Annotated in this window: 15 protein-coding genes; 8 read left to right on the forward strand and 7 right to left on the reverse strand. The window is 68.4% G+C overall.

From position 1 onward, the window contains the following. Window positions 1-110: 110 nt before the first annotated feature. Together ACTVZP_RS02865 and surE are read right to left on the reverse strand one after the other, a co-directional pair. Window positions 111-767, reverse strand: coding sequence for a protein-L-isoaspartate(D-aspartate) O-methyltransferase (locus ACTVZP_RS02865; protein WP_443210573.1), 657 nt, complete (start codon window positions 765-767; stop codon window positions 111-113). After that, window positions 764-1,549: a 5'/3'-nucleotidase SurE gene (surE, locus tag ACTVZP_RS02870; RefSeq protein WP_443210574.1), complete on the reverse strand. Its 786-nt coding sequence runs from the start codon at window positions 1,547-1,549 to the stop codon at window positions 764-766. Before surE ends, ACTVZP_RS02865 begins: the two co-directional genes overlap by 4 nt. Before the next feature lie 870 nt (window positions 1,550-2,419). Here surE and ACTVZP_RS02875 point away from each other — a divergent pair. Together ACTVZP_RS02875 and ACTVZP_RS02880 are read left to right on the forward strand one after the other, a co-directional pair. Next, window positions 2,420-3,031 (forward strand): sugar transferase, encoded by a 612-nt coding sequence (locus ACTVZP_RS02875; RefSeq protein ID WP_443210575.1) that lies wholly within the window; start codon window positions 2,420-2,422, stop codon window positions 3,029-3,031. Window positions 3,032-3,105: 74 nt separating this feature from the next. After that, entirely contained in the window at window positions 3,106-4,338 is a 1,233-nt protein-coding gene (locus ACTVZP_RS02880; protein WP_443210576.1) for a polysaccharide biosynthesis/export family protein, read from the forward strand. 307 nt (window positions 4,339-4,645) lie between these two features. On the opposite strand, the gene ACTVZP_RS02885 is transcribed toward ACTVZP_RS02880, so the two are convergent. Continuing rightward, complete coding sequence (locus ACTVZP_RS02885; RefSeq protein ID WP_443210577.1) at window positions 4,646-5,938, reverse strand: O-antigen ligase family protein; 1,293 nt, start codon at window positions 5,936-5,938, stop codon at window positions 4,646-4,648. A 16-nt stretch (window positions 5,939-5,954) separates the two neighbouring features. Then, window positions 5,955-6,737: a family 16 glycosylhydrolase gene (locus tag ACTVZP_RS02890; RefSeq protein WP_443210578.1), complete on the reverse strand. Its 783-nt coding sequence runs from the start codon at window positions 6,735-6,737 to the stop codon at window positions 5,955-5,957. A 202-nt stretch (window positions 6,738-6,939) separates the two neighbouring features. On the opposite strand from ACTVZP_RS02890, the gene ACTVZP_RS02895 reads away from it, so the two are divergent. Further along, window positions 6,940-8,433 carry a glycosyltransferase family 2 protein gene (locus tag ACTVZP_RS02895; protein ID WP_443210579.1) on the forward strand — a complete coding sequence of 498 codons (1,494 nt, stop codon included), beginning with the start codon at window positions 6,940-6,942 and terminating at the stop codon, window positions 8,431-8,433. Between the two features lie 109 nt (window positions 8,434-8,542). On the opposite strand, the gene ACTVZP_RS02900 is transcribed toward ACTVZP_RS02895, so the two are convergent. Continuing rightward, on the reverse strand, window positions 8,543-9,499 hold the full coding sequence (locus ACTVZP_RS02900; protein WP_443210580.1) for a glycosyltransferase family 2 protein: 957 nt from the start codon (window positions 9,497-9,499) through the stop codon (window positions 8,543-8,545). Then, window positions 9,496-10,632, reverse strand: coding sequence for a nucleotidyltransferase family protein (locus ACTVZP_RS02905; protein WP_443210581.1), 1,137 nt, complete (start codon window positions 10,630-10,632; stop codon window positions 9,496-9,498). The genes ACTVZP_RS02900 and ACTVZP_RS02905 overlap by 4 nt, the downstream gene beginning before the upstream one ends. Before the next feature lie 573 nt (window positions 10,633-11,205). Between ACTVZP_RS02905 and ACTVZP_RS02910 the strand changes: the two genes are divergently transcribed. From ACTVZP_RS02910 to ACTVZP_RS02930, 5 genes are read left to right on the forward strand one after another with little or no spacing between them, the layout of a single operon-like run. After that, window positions 11,206-11,466, forward strand: a complete 261-nt coding sequence (locus ACTVZP_RS02910; protein ID WP_443210582.1) for a PqqD family protein — start codon at window positions 11,206-11,208, stop codon at window positions 11,464-11,466. Between the two features lie 10 nt (window positions 11,467-11,476). Continuing rightward, entirely contained in the window at window positions 11,477-11,938 is a 462-nt protein-coding gene (locus ACTVZP_RS02915) for a lasso peptide biosynthesis B2 protein (RefSeq protein ID WP_443210583.1), read from the forward strand. Next, window positions 11,935-13,815, forward strand: coding sequence for an asparagine synthase-related protein (locus ACTVZP_RS02920; RefSeq protein ID WP_443210584.1), 1,881 nt, complete (start codon window positions 11,935-11,937; stop codon window positions 13,813-13,815). Before ACTVZP_RS02915 ends, ACTVZP_RS02920 begins: the two co-directional genes overlap by 4 nt. Beyond that, window positions 13,812-14,744 (forward strand): serine kinase, encoded by a 933-nt coding sequence (locus ACTVZP_RS02925; protein ID WP_443210585.1) that lies wholly within the window; start codon window positions 13,812-13,814, stop codon window positions 14,742-14,744. Before ACTVZP_RS02920 ends, ACTVZP_RS02925 begins: the two co-directional genes overlap by 4 nt. Next, window positions 14,741-16,597 carry an ABC transporter ATP-binding protein gene (locus ACTVZP_RS02930; RefSeq protein WP_443210586.1) on the forward strand — a complete coding sequence of 619 codons (1,857 nt, stop codon included), beginning with the start codon at window positions 14,741-14,743 and terminating at the stop codon, window positions 16,595-16,597. Before ACTVZP_RS02925 ends, ACTVZP_RS02930 begins: the two co-directional genes overlap by 4 nt. Before the next feature lie 167 nt (window positions 16,598-16,764). Here the strand turns inward: ACTVZP_RS02930 and ACTVZP_RS02935 are convergent, their stop codons facing one another. Continuing rightward, window positions 16,765-17,022 carry a hypothetical protein gene (locus ACTVZP_RS02935; protein ID WP_443210587.1) on the reverse strand — a complete coding sequence of 86 codons (258 nt, stop codon included), beginning with the start codon at window positions 17,020-17,022 and terminating at the stop codon, window positions 16,765-16,767. Window positions 17,023-17,071: the final 49 nt, after the last annotated feature.

A 17,071-nucleotide genomic window follows, 5' to 3' on the forward strand; every position in this document is an offset into this window, starting at 1 on the left:
GAAGCTTGTCAGTCGCCCGGATTGCGCTCCGGAGCCTCTTGTCGGACGCGGGCGAGGCGGGCTCTCCCGTAGCGCCTGTGTGGCGACGGGCGTGCCCGCCCTGTCGCCTGTCAGTCGGACCCGATCCCCTCGACCAGCGGCACGAAGCGAACCGGCCGGAGCTCCTCGTAGTCGTAGCCCTGTTCGAGCCGGGTGACCTTGATCAGGTTCTGCACCGCATCGGTCTGGCCGACCGGCACGACCATGATACCGCCGATCTTCAATTGTGCCAACAGGGGGCCGGGGGGATCCTCTGCCGCGGCCGTGACGAGGATCCGGTCGAAGGGCGCCTGTTCCGGCAGGCCGAAGCTGCCATCGGCTGCGAGGGCCGTGATGTTGGTCAGCCCCAGACGATGGAAGACCTCGGTCGCCTCTCGCACGAGGCGGCGGTGGCGGTCGACGGTGTAGATGCGACGGGCGAGGTGGCTCAGCACGGCGGCCTGGTAGCCCGAGCCGGTGCCAACCTCGAGCACCTTGTCGCGCGGGTTGACGGCGAGGGCCTGGCTCATGAGGCCCACGACCGATGGCTGGCTGATGGTCTGGCCGCAGGCGATGGGAAGCGGCATGTCCTCGTAGGCGCGGTCCGAGAAGATGCCGCGGACGAAGGCGCCGCGGTCGATGCGCTCCATCGCGGCCAGCACACGGGCATCGGTCACACCGCGCGATCGGACGGCGAAAAGGAACCGCATCTTGCGTTCGGCCGGATCCTCCTCCGCGGGCCCGGTCATCCGATCTGGGCCTCGAGTTCGGCCAGCCTGTCATGCGCGGTGAGATCGGCGCGCATGGGCGTGATGGAGACGAAGCCGTCGAGATTCACCGCGGCATCGGTGCCGGGCAGGGTCGGGCTCTGCTGCGCGCCGCCGCGGATCCACAGGAAGCGCCGACCCGAGGGCGACATGTGCGGCTCGACCCCGAAGGAGGTGTTGCGCCGGAAGCCCTGCGCCGCGACCCGGTGGCCGCGAAGCCCGGCCGCCGGCTTCGGGGGGAAGTTCACGTTGTAGAACAGGCGGTAGTCGCCGTCGTCCCACAGTCCGCGCTCGAGCAGGAGCCGCAGGATCCGCGCACCATGGGCGCGGGCGCATTCGAACGGATCCGCGAGCCCCTCGGTGTCGGGACCGAGGAACTGCGAAAGGGCGATGGCGGGCAGGCCCTGCAGGGCCGCCTCCAGGGCGCCGCCCACCGTGCCGGAGTAGAGGACGTTCTCGGCCGAGTTGTTGCCGCGGTTCACGCCCGACAGCACGAGGTCCGGCCGCGCACCCTGCAGGACGTCGTAGATCGCGGCGAGCACGCAATCTGCCGGGCTGCCTTCGGCGGCGAAGCGGCGCGGGCCGAGCTTTGCGATCATCATCGGATGGGTGTAGCTGATCGCGTGGGAGACGCCCGACTGCTCGAAGGCCGGGGCCACCGTCCAGACCTCGCCCTCCGGCCCTGCAAGCTCCAGCGCGATCTGCTCGAGCACCTCGAGGCCGGGGGCGTTGATGCCGTCGTCGTTCGTGATCAGGATCCGCATGAAGCTCTCTCTTTTCCGATCATCTGCTTAGACGAGCGGGCGCCGAGGGTAAAGCGGCGCGCCGCCGGGCCCGGCGCGCGGCCTCCGCGCTGTGTCCTCACCGCCCGGGTCCCGCATCGGAACAGATCGCGACCGGGCGGGTTGTAGCGCGGATGACGGGCCGCGCACGGGTCCGTCTGCCTGCTCAACCCTTGATCAAGGACTACCCCATTCATGCTGCGCTGCCGCAGGATTCACCCGATTTCTCGGGCGGCGGTCCTCCGCCTGCGGGAGACGTGCCCCCTTGCGTCCGACGCTTCCTTAGGAGCAATGCCTGACCTCGGAGGTCGATCCCTCGTCCGCCAGGCTGCGCCCGCAGCATTATTGCTACCGAAGGGGGTTGTCATTACTTCTTTGGGTTGCAAGTTCTTGAATGACTTCGGCGCAGGTCGTTGAACCATTCTTCATCTTGAAAAATGCCTAGAATCGTTGAGGATCACAGTGACTGGGAGTTCGACAAGAATCGCCCCTGGCCGAAAGGCGGACCCCGGTGACCACTTTGATAAGGATAGCCCTCTCTTCGCGGGTGCAGCGAGAATCCGCACAGACGCGATCAAGAAACCGCCCGGAAAATGGGCATGCCTTGACACTTTGGCGAAAGCGAGGAAAATTTCTGTTCTCATTTGGACAATAATCAACCCGGAAGACTTGGCGCGACATGACTCAGCATTTTCTGGATTAAAGTCGGCTCGTGCCTGAGTGGCGACGCTCAAAAGCAACAGGTGTTTCATGGAATTCAATCCGCAATCCTCTTTGACGCCGGATCATGTCAGTCCGGATCACCTCTATCTTTCCTCTCTGCCCCGCTCGCTCGAACAGGTGTCGGGTCCCGTGGGTGGTCTGCTCAAACGCATGATCGACATCGTGATTGCGGTGACGGCGCTGATCGCTCTTGCTCCGCTGATGATCGGCGTGGCGCTGATCATCTGGTTCGGCAGCAACGGCCCGATCTTCTACGGCCACCAGCGCGTGGGCTTCGGCGGCCGCACCTTCCGGTGCTGGAAGTTCCGCTCGATGGTCGTGGACGGGGACGTGGTTCTCGAGCGTCATCTGAGGGCGAATCCCGACGCGCAGCGCGAATGGGACCGCGACCGCAAGCTGCGCAAGGATCCGCGCGTCACGCCGATCGGCGCGGTCATCCGGATGTTGTCGATCGACGAGCTGCCGCAGCTTTTCAACATCCTTTCGGGTGAGATGAGCGTCGTCGGCCCGCGTCCGGTTGTCGTGGCCGAGCTTCGCCGCTACCGTGGCTCGGCGGGCCACTACCTCCGGACCCGTCCCGGTCTCACCGGAATGTGGCAGGTGAGCGGGCGCAGCGACCTGAGCTACAAGCAGCGTGTCCTGCTCGACCGGTACTACGTCATGCGCTGGAACGTGCTTGCCGACGTGGCGATCATCCTGCGTACCGTGCCGGCAGTGCTCCGGTCCCGCGGCTCCTGCTGAGCCAGGCATCCGAATCCGGTCCAGAGGCCGCGGCGGAGGGTCCGCCGCGCATTCATTTTGAGAAAGGTCGCCGAATGGCCGCACTTCGCCGCCACATCTTCACCCTTCTTGCCGTGGCGCTTCTGCCCGGTGCCGCTGCCGCCGAGAGCTACACGATCAGTGCAAGCGACCTGCTGCGGTTGCGCGTCCTCGACTGGCAGCCGGTCGACGGCACCATGCGGGAGTGGGAGGCGATGACGGGCGAGTATCGCGTCAACGCCGACGGGACGATCTCCGTCCCCTTCCTCGGTCCGGTCGAGGCGGCTGGCCACACTCCGGCCCAGCTCGGCACGCTGATCGCGGACGGGCTGATGGAGCGGTTGGCTCTGCCGGACCTGCCCGATGCCACGATCGAGATTGCCGAATACCGCCCGATCATCGTCGCGGGACATGTGCGGACGCCGGGCGAGGTCGACTACCGCCCCGGTCTCACCGCTCGGCAGGCCATTGCCATGGCGGGTGGTCCGAGCGATGAGATCCGCAGCACGCCCGCCATCGTGCGGGATCTGATCTCGGAAGAGGGTGCGCTGCGCATTCTGCTCGACAGCCGCGAGGGCATGATGGCCCGCAGGGCACGTCTTCTCGCCGAGCGCGACGGGCAGACGGAACTCGATGCCGTCCCGGACCTCGCCACGGCCCGGGGCAAGGCGCTGCTGGCCGAGGAGAAATCCTTCATGGAACTGCGCCGCGACCAGCTGGACCGCAACCTCGCGGCCATCGATGCGCAGAGCGAGCTTCTCAATGCCGAGATCGAGGCGCTCCAGTCCAAGACGGGACAGCTGGAACTGCAACGGGAACTGGCCGAGAAGGAGACGGCGAACGCCAAGAACCTGTCGGAGCGCGGCCTCGTGGCCAGCGGCCGGCTGTTCGAGACGCAGCGGACTCTCGCCACGGTCGAGAGCCAGTTGCTCGACACGTCGACGGCGATCCTGCGTGCACGGCAGGGCATCACCACCGCCGAGCGCGACCGCATCGAGCTGCTCGACGGCCGGTCGTCCGAGATTGCGGCGCAGCTTCAGGAGGTCGAGGCGCAGATTCTCGAGATGGACCGCAAGATCGACACCCAGCGGAACCTGTCGATCTCGCTCTTGAGCCAGGCGGGGGGCAAGGATCTGGCGACGGATCCGGCGACCATCGCCGAGATGAGCGACGTCGTGATCATGCGGAGCGCGGGCGACGAGATCCGCCAGATCCCCGATGCGATGGACGTTCGGCTCGAGCCCGGCGACATGGTTCAACTGACCCTGCGGCCGCCTTCGACCAACTGAGCCGCGCCGGCGAATAGCGGGCGCTTGTCATGATCGGGCGGAAGCTGGCGAGGACCGGCTTCCGCCCGTTTCGTTGCAGTCGGGATAAGCGCAAGGCAACGCCCCCTGGCTCGGGAGCGGGGGCGGCGCCGGCCTCTCGGCTTTCCACCCACGCCCCAGCGACGTCGGTGCAGGCGGGGACGGTCCGGCTTCGGCTCGACAGGTTCCGGAATGTTGCGGGTCAGGCAAGGCAGATCACTCGCGCTCCGGCCGCCTCGATCAGGACGGGGGACGGCTTCGGCCCGAGGTGCTCCGGTCGGATTGCCCGTCAGGCAGGGCCGGCAGGCGCGGCCTGTTGAGACGCGGCCGGGCGATTGCCGACCCGCCGGGGCGGAAGTCGCTGGCCTTGCTCGCGCTGCCACCGGATGCCGTAGACGAGAGCCGCCACCAGCATCAGCGTCATCAGGTCGAACTGGGTGTAGCCCACGACCTCGGACATGCTGAGCACCGTGCTTCGCATCATCAGCGCCGTGAGAAAGATCGACTCCGCCCTTGGCTCGCGGAAGGCCCAATAGATGGCGAGACCGAGCGCCCCGAAGATGGCCGCGGCCTGCATCAGCACGCCGATGATGCCGATCTCCACCGCGTTCGAGATGAAGGTGTTGTGGAAGTGGAAGCCGCGCTTTCCGTCGATGCCGAACTCGCTCCACATCGCCTCGGCGCCGGGGTTGCCGGGCACCCAATAAGCCTGGAAGCCGATCCCGGTCAGGGGATGCTGCGCGATCTCGCGGAAGGCCAGCGCCCAGAGATCCGTCCGGCCGGTAAGGGTCGCATCCTTGCCGGTCGTCTCGAGGATGAAGGCCATGATCTCGTCTTGAAGCGCCATGATAACAATGGCTGTCAACACGCCGAGAGCCAAGGCAAATCCCGCCAGCAGAAGCCGCTGCACGAGGGTCAGCCTGCGGCCAAGGATGAAGGGCAGCGCGAAGGCGAGCGCCGCGCCGGTCGCAAGCAGCTGACCTGCTGACTGCGCCTGGATGAGCAGAAACCCCCCGAGGAGGAAGCCCCCCGTGGCCAGGAGGCGCCACATCCGCGACTGGTTGCGGTCGAGCATGATCGCAAAGGCGCAGAGCATCAGCGTCGACATCGGCAGCGAGAAGGCGTTCTTCGATCCGAAGATGCCGAGCCAGCCGCCACCATCCGCCCGGATGCGGCCGAAGAGCAGGCTGAGCACGGCTGCGATGAGATGCGCGCTGAAGAGGATGCGGAGGAAGACGGCGGGCGAGAGTCGGCTGGCGATGGCCACCGCGATCGCGAAGGTCACGCAGAGCTGGATCCCGTAGCGCAGGGTCACGGAGGCGTATTGCGACCAGAGGACCGTGAAGAGGCACCAGCCGGCGATGGCAAAGATCATCCAGTAGCGGCGCAGCTCCTGCAGGGTGGTCTGCGGACGCCGCGCCACCAGAAGGCAGCCCGAGGCAAGGAATCCCGCCGCCGCCATCGACCCGATCCACTGCACCAGAAGAAGGCAGATGATGGTCAGGAAGGCCAGCACCGTCGTCGGGCAGATGTGGATGTAGAGGCCGTCTCTACGGCTCGGGCTCAGGCGGGCGGCGGTCATCTGAAATGAATTCTCCTCAATCCGGCAGATGACATAGCACGGATTCGGGGAACTGGCACTCCTCTCCGGGCGCCGTCCACGAGACCCAGTCCACTTCCAGTGCCACCGGCTTCCGCGGCGCCTCGTAGGCGCCCATCCACTCGGTCAGGACGTCCGTGCTCCAGTGGCTGAAGAAGATCTTCTGTGCCGTGACGGGAAGGGTCTCGGTCGCCTCGTGAACCAGCGCGCCGTCGACGTACCAGCGGATCCGGTCCGGCTCCCAGGTGAAGGAGTAGACGTGCCAGTCCTCGTCCGCCGGAGGGTCGAGCGCCACCTTGCCGCCGTTCCGGGGCTCTCCCGAGACATAGGTGTTCACGTCCACCGACGAAGTGTTGCGGGTGAGGATCTCGAAATCGATCTCGTCGTGCGGCTCGCCATGCACCGGGCCGATGTAGGTGAAGAACGCCGCGTTCAGGCCGGACACGCGATGATCGGTGCGCATCCGTGCCTCGAAGGTGCCATGGAGATAGCGGTCCTGCGTCTGCACTTCCGAGCAACGGTGCTTGCCCTCGCCGGAGGGGTCCGCGAAATACATGAGCTTGAGGATGCCCTCTTCGGCGCGGATGGCCTTGGAGGACCAGGTGCAGTTCTGGTGCTCTCCGTTGGTCCAGCCATCGGCAATGAACCAGCGGCTGCCATCGATCCGGTCGAAGGTCTCGCGGAACGACGAGGGGGCGTCCTGTGCCGCAGCGGGCAGCGCGAAGAGGGCAGGAAGAAGTGCCGGCAGCACAAGGCCGGCAAGCGTTGGACGGGGACTCATCTGAACTCCGTGTCTGTTTCGGATCGAGGTTAGGCGTGCAGCGGTGCCGTGGCGACGATTCCACGATCACAATGGCAACAGCTTGCCGCGCTGCCGCAAAACTTGGCAGATTGTCGAGGCGGCCGGTAGCGGGAACGGTGCCGGGTTACACCGCGGGCCCCAGAGGGCTACACAGGAACGATTCGGCACGGGCGGAGGGAAGATGCGGATTTCGGTGCTGATGGCCAATTACCGCGGCGCGGCCTTCCTGCCGGAGGCGGTGGACTCGGTCCTGCGCCAGAGCCATGCGGATCTTGAACTGATCGTGGTGGACGATGCCTCGGGTGACGAGAGCGCGGACATCCTGCGCGAGATCGCGGCCGAGGACCCGCGCGTCCGGCTGATCGAGATGGAGCGCAATGGCGGCCCGTCCGCGGCGCGCAACCGCGCGCTCGATGCGGCGACCGGCGAGTGGCTGGCCGTCATGGACTCCGACGACGTGCTTCATCCGGACCGGCTGGCGCGGCTGCTCGCGGCGGCTGAGGCGCTCGAGGTCGATGCCGTGGCCGACGACATGCTCTTCTTCGGCGATACGCCGGATGCGAGCGGGCGCACCCTGCTCGAGAGCCTGCATCTGGTCGAGCCGATGCCGGTGGATGCGACGACCTTCGTCGCCGCCAATGGCGGGTCGGACGATCTTCCGCCGATGGGCTATCTGAAGCCTCTGGTCCACCGTTCGGCCTGGGGAGACCTCCGCTACGACGAGACCTTGCGCGTCGGAGAGGATTACGACCTCTACCTGCGGCTCCTCCTTCGTGGTGCGGAACTCGTTCTGCTGCCCGAGGCGCTCTACCTTTACCGCCGCCATTCAGGCTCGATCTCGCACCGCCTGTCGGTCGCGGCGCTGGAACCGCTTCTGGCGGCGCACGATCGGACGGCCGCGGAGGCCGGCGATCCGGCCCTGCAGGCGATGATGCGACGGCGGCGGGCGCGTCTCGAGAGGTTGCTCGCCTTCGAACATCTCGTGGCGGCATTGAAGGGTCGGCGTCCCTTGGCCGCTTTGGCGGGATTGCTGCGTCGGCCGGTGCTTCTGGCGGAACTGGCGCGCAGCCTGCGCGAGCGGCTGCAGCGGCGCGCCTCCGAGGCGGTCGAGCCTCACGCGCTGTCGATCGTGCTCTCGGCCGATCCGCGGCCCGTGGGGGACGGGCAGCGCCTTGTGGCTGTGCCTCCGCTGCTCGCGCCCGAACTGCCGCATCCCTGGCCCCCGGCGCAACAGGCAGCCCTTCTGTCGGAGCTCGCGGCCCGCCACGAACTGGACATCTGCGCCGAGGGCGAGGAAGGGCTGTTCTGGCTCTGGCTCGTGCCGCGCTGGAGCCGGGCGCAGGTGGTGCTGCCCGATGGCTTCGAGGCCGAACTGCCGCCCGGGGCGGAGCTGGCGGCCTGGGCGCTGGAGGAGGAGGCCTTGGAGGAGGAGGAGGAGGACCTCTTCGGTCCGGAGTTCGAAAGCGGTCTCGGCGACGACCTTGCGGAGGACGACGGCGAGGACGAGGAGGAGGAGGGCGACTTCGTCGATCCGGATGGCGAAGAGGCGGAGGGCGGCGATTTCGTCGATGATGGCGAGGACGAGATCGACGAGGCGGACGAGGTTGAGGCTGAGGACGCTGAAGAAGCCGCGGAGGCGCACGATCCTCGCCGGCGCATGCCTCTGCGGGAGTGAAGAGCCGCGCCGTCAGGGCGCCGCAGGCACTGCCACGGGCCACTGGATGCCAGGCTCAGTGCGCGACATGCGGGCGTCCTGTGATGCGTTTTCCGTCCGACCCGCCGGCTCAGACCGGCAGCAGGAGACGTTCGGGCTGCGGAGGCCGGGGCGGGCGAAGCGCGGCCAGCTTGTCGCGCGCGACACCGCGGGCGATTGGCAGGAAGCGGGCCGGCGGGCTCAGCGAGAAGGCGAGGGCCGCGCCGAGGCCGGCCTGCGCCTTGCGGTCGAGGAACTGCCGCAGCAGCAGCTTGGCCTGAACCTGCCGCAGGTGGCGCCGCATCGCGGATCTGGTGGCGCTCGACGCGGGAAGGTCGAGATGTTCGCGGCATGCGGCCTCGAGCGCGGCGAGGTCGGCCGTCCGGTGCCGACCGGAGAGCGAGGATCCACGCTCCACCGCCACATAGCCCACCGCCCGCGTCAGCCCGAAGCGCGCACCGAGCAGCATCATGCGCATGTAGAGGTCGAAGTCCTCGCCAAGCCACATTCGCTCGTCATAGCGCAGGTCGTGGCGGTCGAGGAAGGCGCGGGAGACGACCGGCTTGAGGAAGCCCAGTTCGCCACGGCGGACGCCTTGGGCGAGATTGCCGAGGGCGAAGCGCTCCGCATCCAGCATCTCTATGCCCGTCGGGGCGTCGGGCAGATCCGCGGGGGCCAGATGCGCCGCATGGTCCGGTGTCACGAAGACGATGTTGTCGGCCGCGAGATCGAGCGCGGGATCCAGCCGCGCGAAGCGCCCCGGCAGCAGGAAGTCGTCGGCGTCGAGGATCGCGATCCGTGGCGCGCGCGAGAGGGCGATGGCCCGGTTTCGTGCGGCCGACGGTCCGCCGTTTTGCGCCTGTCGCTCCACGAGGAGGCGTCCGCTTCCGTCATCCGATCCGCGGGCGGCCTCGGCGGTCGTGTCGGTCGAGGCATCGTCCACCACGACCACTTCGGCCACCTCCGGTTCCGCAAGGGCAGACCGCACGGCCTGAGCGATGGTCGAGGCGGCATTGTGGGCGGCGATGATCACGCAGATGTCGGTCATGCGGCTTTTCCTTCGCGGCGGTGAAGCAGGCCGGAGCGGATCAGTCCCGTCAGCCAGACTCTGTGGAGGTCGGAGGCCCTGACCGCCAGCGCCTCGCGAAGGAAGCGCCGGGGCCGATGGCCGGAGAGCGCCCAGAGGATGCTGCTGCGCCGCGGCCAGTCAAGGGCAGGATCCCACGGCGCCACGAGCATCCGCCGGAACACCGCGGGCGGCAGGGTCGGAAGCGGGTGCGCCTCCGAGGCGTAGCGGCGCGGCGCAAGACTGTCGAAGAGTGCATCGGCCCCGTGGCTGGCGAGCGCCAGTGTCTCGGTCAGGCCCTGCTCGCGGGCGATGCCGGGCAGGGCCCGGGCCTCGTCCGGCGCGAGGCGGTCGAGGCTCGCGCGCAGATCGCAGAGGTGGCCGACGCAGGGCTCCCGCGCAACGAAGGCCTTCACCACACCGATGGCGGCGATGAGGCACCGGTCGGGCGCGGACATCATCGGCACCGCCTCGCCCTCGAAAAGGAACGGCACGGCCCGCGCGAGGAAATCCTGCGTCCGTCGCGGCCGGGGCGAGCCCGGCTGCTGGAGGCGGTGGTGCAGGTCCACGACCGGCCCCCCGGCCGGGCGGCGGAAGTGCTGTTCGCCAAGATGCCGCGTCCACCAGCCTGCCAGTTCGGCCTCCTGCGGGTGGAAGCCGGCCGCACGGAGGACCGCTCCGGCGCTGTCGAGGTCGGACCGGGACACGAGCAGGTCCACGTCGCCGGTGGGTTTCCAGCAGGGTCCGCCAAAGAGCGCCACCTGCTGCAGCGGCCCCTTGAACTGGACATGGGCGACACCCGCAGCCCGCATCAGCCGGGCGACCTCGAGGCTCGTGCGCAGGCTGTGCCCGTTCCGGGCGACCGTGTGAAGGCGCATCGTCTCGATCTGCGGCGCGATGGCTGCCCAGTCCTGCGGCAGGTCCTGCGGCCTCGGCGCGAGGAAGAGGCCCACCTTGTTCAGCCGTGACATCTCGAACAGCACCTCCGGACGCACGTCCGGCGGCAGGTCCGCGCCATCTCCGAAAGCCCGCGCGAGCAACGCCCTCAGCGCCTCGGTCTCCGCAATACAGTCGTGGCGGCGCACGATGGCGAACTGCTGCGGCGCGAAAGTCATTCGGCTTCTCCTGCGCGAGGCATGCGGCACCTGTCGAATCGACGTAGCTCCGACCGGGGCCGGCCTACCTCGAAATGCGCAGGATTTCGCCGGATGGTTGCGGGCGAACAGCCGGGAGTTGCCGGAAATGCCGAAAGCTTGAGCAGCGGTTTTTCCTCGAAAGGTTTGTGTCGTTCTGCGTGTTCAACTGTGAATTGCATATCGGACATCTGTTGAGAAATATTTTCGTATCAGTCGGTTATGCTAAACGTCCGGTTGTGGCTCACGTTGACTTGCCGGCCCTCTGCACACAGGCTCGATCCTGACCGTCAGGCCATTCCTACCTTATGTTGAGGACATTCGACGTGGCAAACAACAACCAACACCTTGCCTGCGAGGCTCCGGTGCTGCGCATCACGGCACGCTGGAAGCCATGACGCAAGGTGCATCCGACGGCTGGGCGCTCGACGCATCCCTCCCGGCCGGCACGCCGTGCGGAGATCTCGCCTTCTCCTGATTCTGCTTGGGAAGGGTTCGAGGCGGCAGATGGCTGCCTCGGCTTTTGAAGTGATTTGATACCAGGGATTAACGACCGTGAGCATCAAGGCGGCGCCGGGCTGCATCCCCTGCGCATTCGGCGACGGGATCGCCATCTTCGACACCAACAGCAATTCCTACTTCAGCATGAATGCGGTGGGCGAATTCGTGTGGTCGCAACTCGACCAGCCGATAGCGCTCGACGATCTGGTGGGACGCGTGGCCGATCGTTACCGCATCGGTCCGGAGCGATGCGAGGGCGACATCCGTCGCCTCGTCGACGATCTGGCGGCGAACCGGCTCGTCACCCTGTGCTGAGGGAGATCCCATGCAGCGGCTTCGGCGCATCCTGAGCCTGACCCCTGCCGAGGCGCGCGCCCTCTGGCGGGCCTTTACGACCGTTCTGCGCATCCGCCTGGCCATCGCCCGACGGCGGACGGACGAAGTGAGGGCCGCGACCGCGATGCTCGGCGCGGCGGGCGCGGCGCCGGCCTGGGAACTCCGGGTCACGGCGTGGAGCGTGCGGGCCGCGGCCCGGCTGGTGCCGGGCGCCACCTGCCTCACCCAGGCGCTTGCCGGACAGAGGATCCTCGCCCGGAAGGGCTATGCCTCGACGGTGCGCCTGTCCCTGCCGGGGGGGCGCGGCAGCGACTTCCGACCCCATGCCTGGCTCATCTCGGGCAATGTCATCACGCTCGGCGGCAGCGCGAGCGACTATAGGCATCATCGCGCGTTGCTCGATTACGAAAGCTCCGGCCGGGCCGATCCGGTGGCCGAGGCCGAGGCATGAGCGCCCTTGCCGCCGTCGTCACGCTCGGCGGAGACCCGGCCGAGGCCGAGGGGCGGGTGCTCGCCATGCTCGCCGGCATGCGGAGGCGCGGCCCGGAGGTGCAGGTGCTGGCGCTGCCGGGCGGCGTCGTGCTCGGGCAGGGAGAGCGGATCCTGCGCGGAGACCCCGGCCCGTGGCGGCTGCGGCCCGGCGGGCCGGTCCTTGCCGGCACGGTCCGCCTCGACAACGGCGACGATCTTCGCGCGCGGCTGGGCCTTCCGGAGGCCACGGATGCCGGGATCGTGCTCGCGGCCTACGAGCGCTGGGGTCTCGACCTGCCGCGGCATCTCGACGGTGACTTCGCGCTGGTCCTGTGGGATCCGGCGGCCGGACGGCTGGTCGGGCTGCGTGACCGCTTCGGCGTGTGTCCCTTCCTCTACCGGGCAACGCCGCAGGCGGTGGCCGTGGCCTCAGACATCGAGGCACTTGTCGCGGCCTTTCCCGCCTCGTCGCCGGCGCTCGACGAGGTCTGGATTGCCGAATTCCTTGCAGGCCAGCCGACCTGTGCCCGCCGCACCGTCCTCCGCGGGATCAGCCGGCTCGAGCCCGCCCACATGCTGGTGGTCGAGAAGGGGCGGACCGAGGTCCGTCGCTACTGGCATCTCGAGGTGGAGCCTCGGCCCCGGGCCGATCCGCCGGAGGCTCTGCTGGAACTGCTCGAACGGTCGGTGGCGGCACGGATGAGCGGCGGCGCCGTCGGCTCGATGCTGAGCGGCGGGCTCGATTCCGGCACCATCGCCATGCTGGCCGGGCGCCGCCTTGCCGGGCCGCTGCCGGTGATCTCGATGACCTTCGACGAATGCCCCGAGATCGACGAGCGCGCCTGGATCGCGCGGATTGGGCAGGCCGGGAACTTCCGTCAGACATGGGTCGATGGCCGCGAGGCCGCGGGCGGTGGTATCGCGGAGCTTCTGGAGGAGCAGGGCGCCCCCTTCTTCGCGCCGAACCTGCCCACCTCGCGCTGGCTCTACCGCCGGGCGGCGGACGCCGGGCTGGAGATCCTGCTTGACGGGCACGGAGGCGACGAGGTGATTTCCTTCGGCGTCTCGCGTCTGGCGGAACTCGCCGGGGATGCCGAGTGGCGCACTCTCTGGCGATCGACTGCGCCGGTTGCGGGTCTCTTCGGCGGGTCTCGCGGCGCGTTCTTCCTGACCTCCGTGGCCCAGGGCGCGCGCTCGCGCTGGCTGCGCGGGTTGGCGCGGCGGCTGAACGCAGGAAGCAGACGCGACCCGAAGGCCTGGCGGCGGGCGCTGAATCCGGCCCTCGTCGCCCGAACGGGGCTTGTGCAGCGCCTGCGGGAGGCCGCAGGCGCGCCGAGGCGCGGCGCGACAGACGACATCCGGCAGCATGTCCACGCCCTGACCGCGCCGCACTTTGGCACGTCGCTCGAGGTGCTGGACCGGGCGGCCGCGATCTGTTGTGTCGAGCCGCGCTATCCCTTCCTCGAGTGGCGCCTGGTCGAACATTGCGTGGCGCAGCCTGCGTCGGCCAAGTTCCACGACGGTCTGACGCGCGCGCTTCTGCGCGATGCGACGCGCGGTGTGCTGCCGGAGGAGGTGCGTCTGCGCGTCCGCAAGACCGATTTCACGCCCGACGTGCGCGCGCGCGTGCTGTCGGACTGGAGCCATGAGCTGGACCGCCTGTCCGGTGGCGATCCGGGCCAGGTGGCGGACTTTGCCGATCTGGCGGCGATCCGCGAAGGCATCCGGCGCCTGAGATCCGGCGATGAAGACCCCTCGGCGCTGCTCCAGATCCTGCGCACCGTGGTGCTTGACGAATGGCTGCGGGAGAGAGCCCCGCCGGCTCTCGGCCGCCTCGACCGAAGGACCCCCGCATGAACATCGAACCGCGTGCCCTTTTGTCCCTCCGTCCGGCGCTGCGCACGGCCTACGGGCTCGCGCTGCAATCGGACTTCGATCTGCCCGAGCTCGAGCCTTTCCCGGACGAGGGGCCGGCGGATCTCAGGGTGAGGCGGGAGGTGCTGCCGGAATTGCCGGGAAGGGGCGCCTTTCGCAGCCGCTTCGAGGCCGACCGGGCGGACCTCTGGTGGCAGACGGTCGGCGCGTTCCGCGTCGAGCCGGGTCTCGTCACGGCTAGTCCTCATCCGGGTATCTCGGAGGATCTGGTAGCCTATCCCTTGCTTGGCTCGGTCCTCGCGCTGGCGCTCGAGCAGCTGGGCCTGTTCACGTTGCATGCCAGCGCCGTCTCGGTCGGCGGGCGGGGCGTCGCCATGATGGGCGACAAGGGCGCGGGCAAGTCGACCACCGCCACGGCCATGATCCGTGCCGGCCACCGGCTGATCGCCGACGACATCGTTGCGGTGGACGAGGGGCTTCTGCTCCGTCCCGGCTTTCCGCAGGTGAAGCTCTCCCCCCCGGCCGCGGCGTCTCTCGATGCGGCGGGCGCGGTGCGCCGTCCGGTCGTGCCCGAAGTGCCCGAGAAATGCCGCGTCCTCCTGCCGGGGCGGTTCGCCCGCGAGACGGCGCCGCTCGGCCGGATCTACCTGCTCGAGCGCGGTCCGGCCGATGCCGATCCCGCCATCATCCCGGTTCGGCCGGTCGAGGCGCTGCCGCTCGCCCTGCGCTTTGCCTATGTGTCCCGCTTTGGCGCTGAGGCGCTGAACGGAGCCGCGGGGGCGCGCCATCTGCGGCAGGCTGCGTGCCTGGCCGCGAGTGGCGTGCTGCACCGGCTGATCGTGCCCCATGCAATCGGGCGGCTGCCCGAAGTGGTGGCGCTGATAGAAGAGGATGCGGGGGGCGGGGAGTGAGCGACGACGACACGCCCGTCGGCCCGCTCGAGGGCCTGCGCAGCGCCACGGCGCTCGTCCGGGCCATGGCGCGCTTCGGTCGCAAGCGGCTTGCCGTGGCGCTGACCTTCCTCGTGCTGGGCAACGTGACCGAGGGGATCTCGATCCTGCTCCTGCTTCCGATCCTCACCCTCGCCGGAAAGGGTGCGCCGGACTACGCCATCGACCTCGGCGGGCGGCATCTGCTGGGCCATCCCCTGCCGGACGTGAGCCTCGGGCTCGAGGTGCTGCTTTGCGCCATCGTGGCGCTGGTGGCGCTTCAGGCGGCCTTCAACCGGGTCAAGGCAGTCTATCTTTCCGACCTGCTTCAGGATTTCGCCAACGCCACCCGTGCGGGCCTGTTCTCGGCCGTGGCCTCGGCAAGGTGGGAGACGGTCGTGCGCATGCGCCGCGCCGACCTCGAACACGCGCTGACGGGCGAGATCGACCGGATCACCTTCTCCGGCTTTGTCTCGCTGAACCTGATGCAGATCCTCGTCGGTCTCGTGATCTATTTCGGGCTCTGCCTCGCGGTGTCGGTGCCGATGACGATCTTCGCCTTCGGCTTCGGCTTTGCGGCGCTCCTGCTTCTGAAACCCTACCGGAAGCTTGCCGAGATCTTCGGACAGAAGATCCAGTCGGCGCGCACCGTGCAGGCCCGTCTGGTGTCCGAATTCATCTCGGGTCTGAAGACCGCCCGATCGATGAACCAGGAGCCGCATCATGTCGCCCAGTTCGAGCGGACGCTCGATGCGACCAAGGCGGATGCGCATGACTATGCCCGCCGGAACGCGCTGGGGAACGGGCTCTTCCAGGTGGCGCTGGCGGTCGGAGCGGCCGCCTTCGTGCTCCTCTCGCTGCGTGTGGCGGGGCTCGCCATGTCGCAGATGCTGGTGCTTCTCGTGATCCTGATGCGGGTCACGCCGCGCTTTCAGGGGCTTCAGGCGCAGGTGCAGGCGCTTCTGGTGGACCTTCCGGCCTGGCGGCGCGTGGTCGATCTGCAGAACCGGCTCGAAGCCAACCGCGAGGGCGGTGCCGGTTTCGTCTCGGCCCCGGTGCCCGCGCCGCGACGCGAGATCCTGCTGGATCATGTGACCTACCGGCACAAGGAGGGATCGGAGGAAGCCGCGCTCAGCGACTGCACGATCCGCTTGCCCGTGGGGCAGGCGACGGCGCTGATCGGCGCCTCGGGCGCTGGCAAGAGCACGGTCGCCGATATCGTGATGGGCTTGATCCGCCCGGAGTCGGGACGTTTCCTCGTCGATGGCCGCGCCCTGACCGAGGCCGAGCGCCGCGGCTGGCGCGAACATCTGGCCTATGTGCCGCAGGAGACCTTCCTGCTGCACGACACGATCCGGGCGAACCTCGCCGTCGTCGCGCCAGAGGCGACCGAGCAGGAGATGCGCGAGGCCCTGGCCGATGCGGCCGCCGACCGATTCGTCGCGGCCCTTCCGGAGGGGCTCGACACCCGCGTCGGCGACCGCGGAACCCTGCTCTCCGGGGGCGAGCGGCAGCGCATCGCGCTGGCCCGCGCCTTCCTGAAGCGCCCGGCGGTGCTCATCCTCGACGAGGCGACGAGCGCGCTCGACTGGGAGAGCCAGAGCAGGGTCGCCGAGACGCTGGCCCGTCGGGCCGGCGAGATGACGGTGCTCACCATTGCGCACCGGCCCTCGATGGTGGCCTTCGCCGACCGGGTCTACACTCTCGCGTCCGGCCGGGTGATCGAGGAGGGGACGATGGCGGATCTCATGCGCATGTCGGACGGTCATCTTGCGCGCATGTTCGCCCATGAAGCATCGGGGTCGCGCCGCCGCAGGCTGGCTCCCGGCGAATAAGCAAGGTTGTGGTCCTGTGGCGCGCGGCTCAGCGAGCGTCGCGCCCATGTCATGGCTCAGGACTAGAAGGGATGATTCGCCGTTTTGTCCAGGGCGCCGGGGCTGAGGTCAGGCCGAAGAATTGCCCCACGACCGCGCGCCGCAACGGCCGTCTCGAGCCGGAAGGGTCAGTAGCCCGACTGCTGCGAATCCCGAATCGGAAGCAGTGCATCGGCCGTGCTGTCGGAGGGCTTTCGCTCTTCACGGCTGTAGGATTCTTCGTGCACCATCAAAAGGATGAGGCCAAGATAGAGCAATTGGGAAGTCACCAGCGTCGCCGCGACAAACCCTGCAATCGCCCATCCCGAGAAGCCGACACGCCAAGTCGCGCCAGCAACCAGAACCGCTGCCCCGCACATTCCCGTCAAGAAGCCTGCCAAGCGCATTGGGCCCTCCTCAAGGCGCAACTCGCAGTTGCTATGCTCTCTTATAGAT

Source organism: Rhodobacter sp. NSM (genome assembly GCF_052244495.1).
Lineage (GTDB): Bacteria > Pseudomonadota > Alphaproteobacteria > Rhodobacterales > Rhodobacteraceae > Cereibacter_A.

Bases quoted from the DNA above. Each gene is read 5' to 3' on its own strand.
- surE (WP_443210574.1), bottom strand. From the start codon at position 1,549: ATGCGGATCCTGATCACGAACGACGACGGCATCAACGCCCCCGGCCTC.
- ACTVZP_RS02885 (WP_443210577.1), bottom strand. From the start codon at position 5,938: ATGACCGCCGCCCGCCTGAGCCCGAGCCGTAGAGACGGCCTCTACATC.
- ACTVZP_RS02935 (WP_443210587.1), bottom strand. From the start codon at position 17,022: ATGCGCTTGGCAGGCTTCTTGACGGGAATGTGCGGGGCAGCGGTTCTG.
- ACTVZP_RS02890 (WP_443210578.1), bottom strand. From the start codon at position 6,737: ATGAGTCCCCGTCCAACGCTTGCCGGCCTTGTGCTGCCGGCACTTCTT.
- ACTVZP_RS02905 (WP_443210581.1), bottom strand. From the start codon at position 10,632: ATGACTTTCGCGCCGCAGCAGTTCGCCATCGTGCGCCGCCACGACTGT.
- ACTVZP_RS02900 (WP_443210580.1), bottom strand. From the start codon at position 9,499: ATGACCGACATCTGCGTGATCATCGCCGCCCACAATGCCGCCTCGACC.
- ACTVZP_RS02895 (WP_443210579.1), top strand. From the start codon at position 6,940: ATGCGGATTTCGGTGCTGATGGCCAATTACCGCGGCGCGGCCTTCCTG.
- ACTVZP_RS02925 (WP_443210585.1), top strand. From the start codon at position 13,812: ATGAACATCGAACCGCGTGCCCTTTTGTCCCTCCGTCCGGCGCTGCGC.
- ACTVZP_RS02920 (WP_443210584.1), top strand. From the start codon at position 11,935: ATGAGCGCCCTTGCCGCCGTCGTCACGCTCGGCGGAGACCCGGCCGAG.
- ACTVZP_RS02865 (WP_443210573.1), bottom strand. From the start codon at position 767: ATGACCGGGCCCGCGGAGGAGGATCCGGCCGAACGCAAGATGCGGTTC.
- ACTVZP_RS02880 (WP_443210576.1), top strand. From the start codon at position 3,106: ATGGCCGCACTTCGCCGCCACATCTTCACCCTTCTTGCCGTGGCGCTT.
- ACTVZP_RS02915 (WP_443210583.1), top strand. From the start codon at position 11,477: ATGCAGCGGCTTCGGCGCATCCTGAGCCTGACCCCTGCCGAGGCGCGC.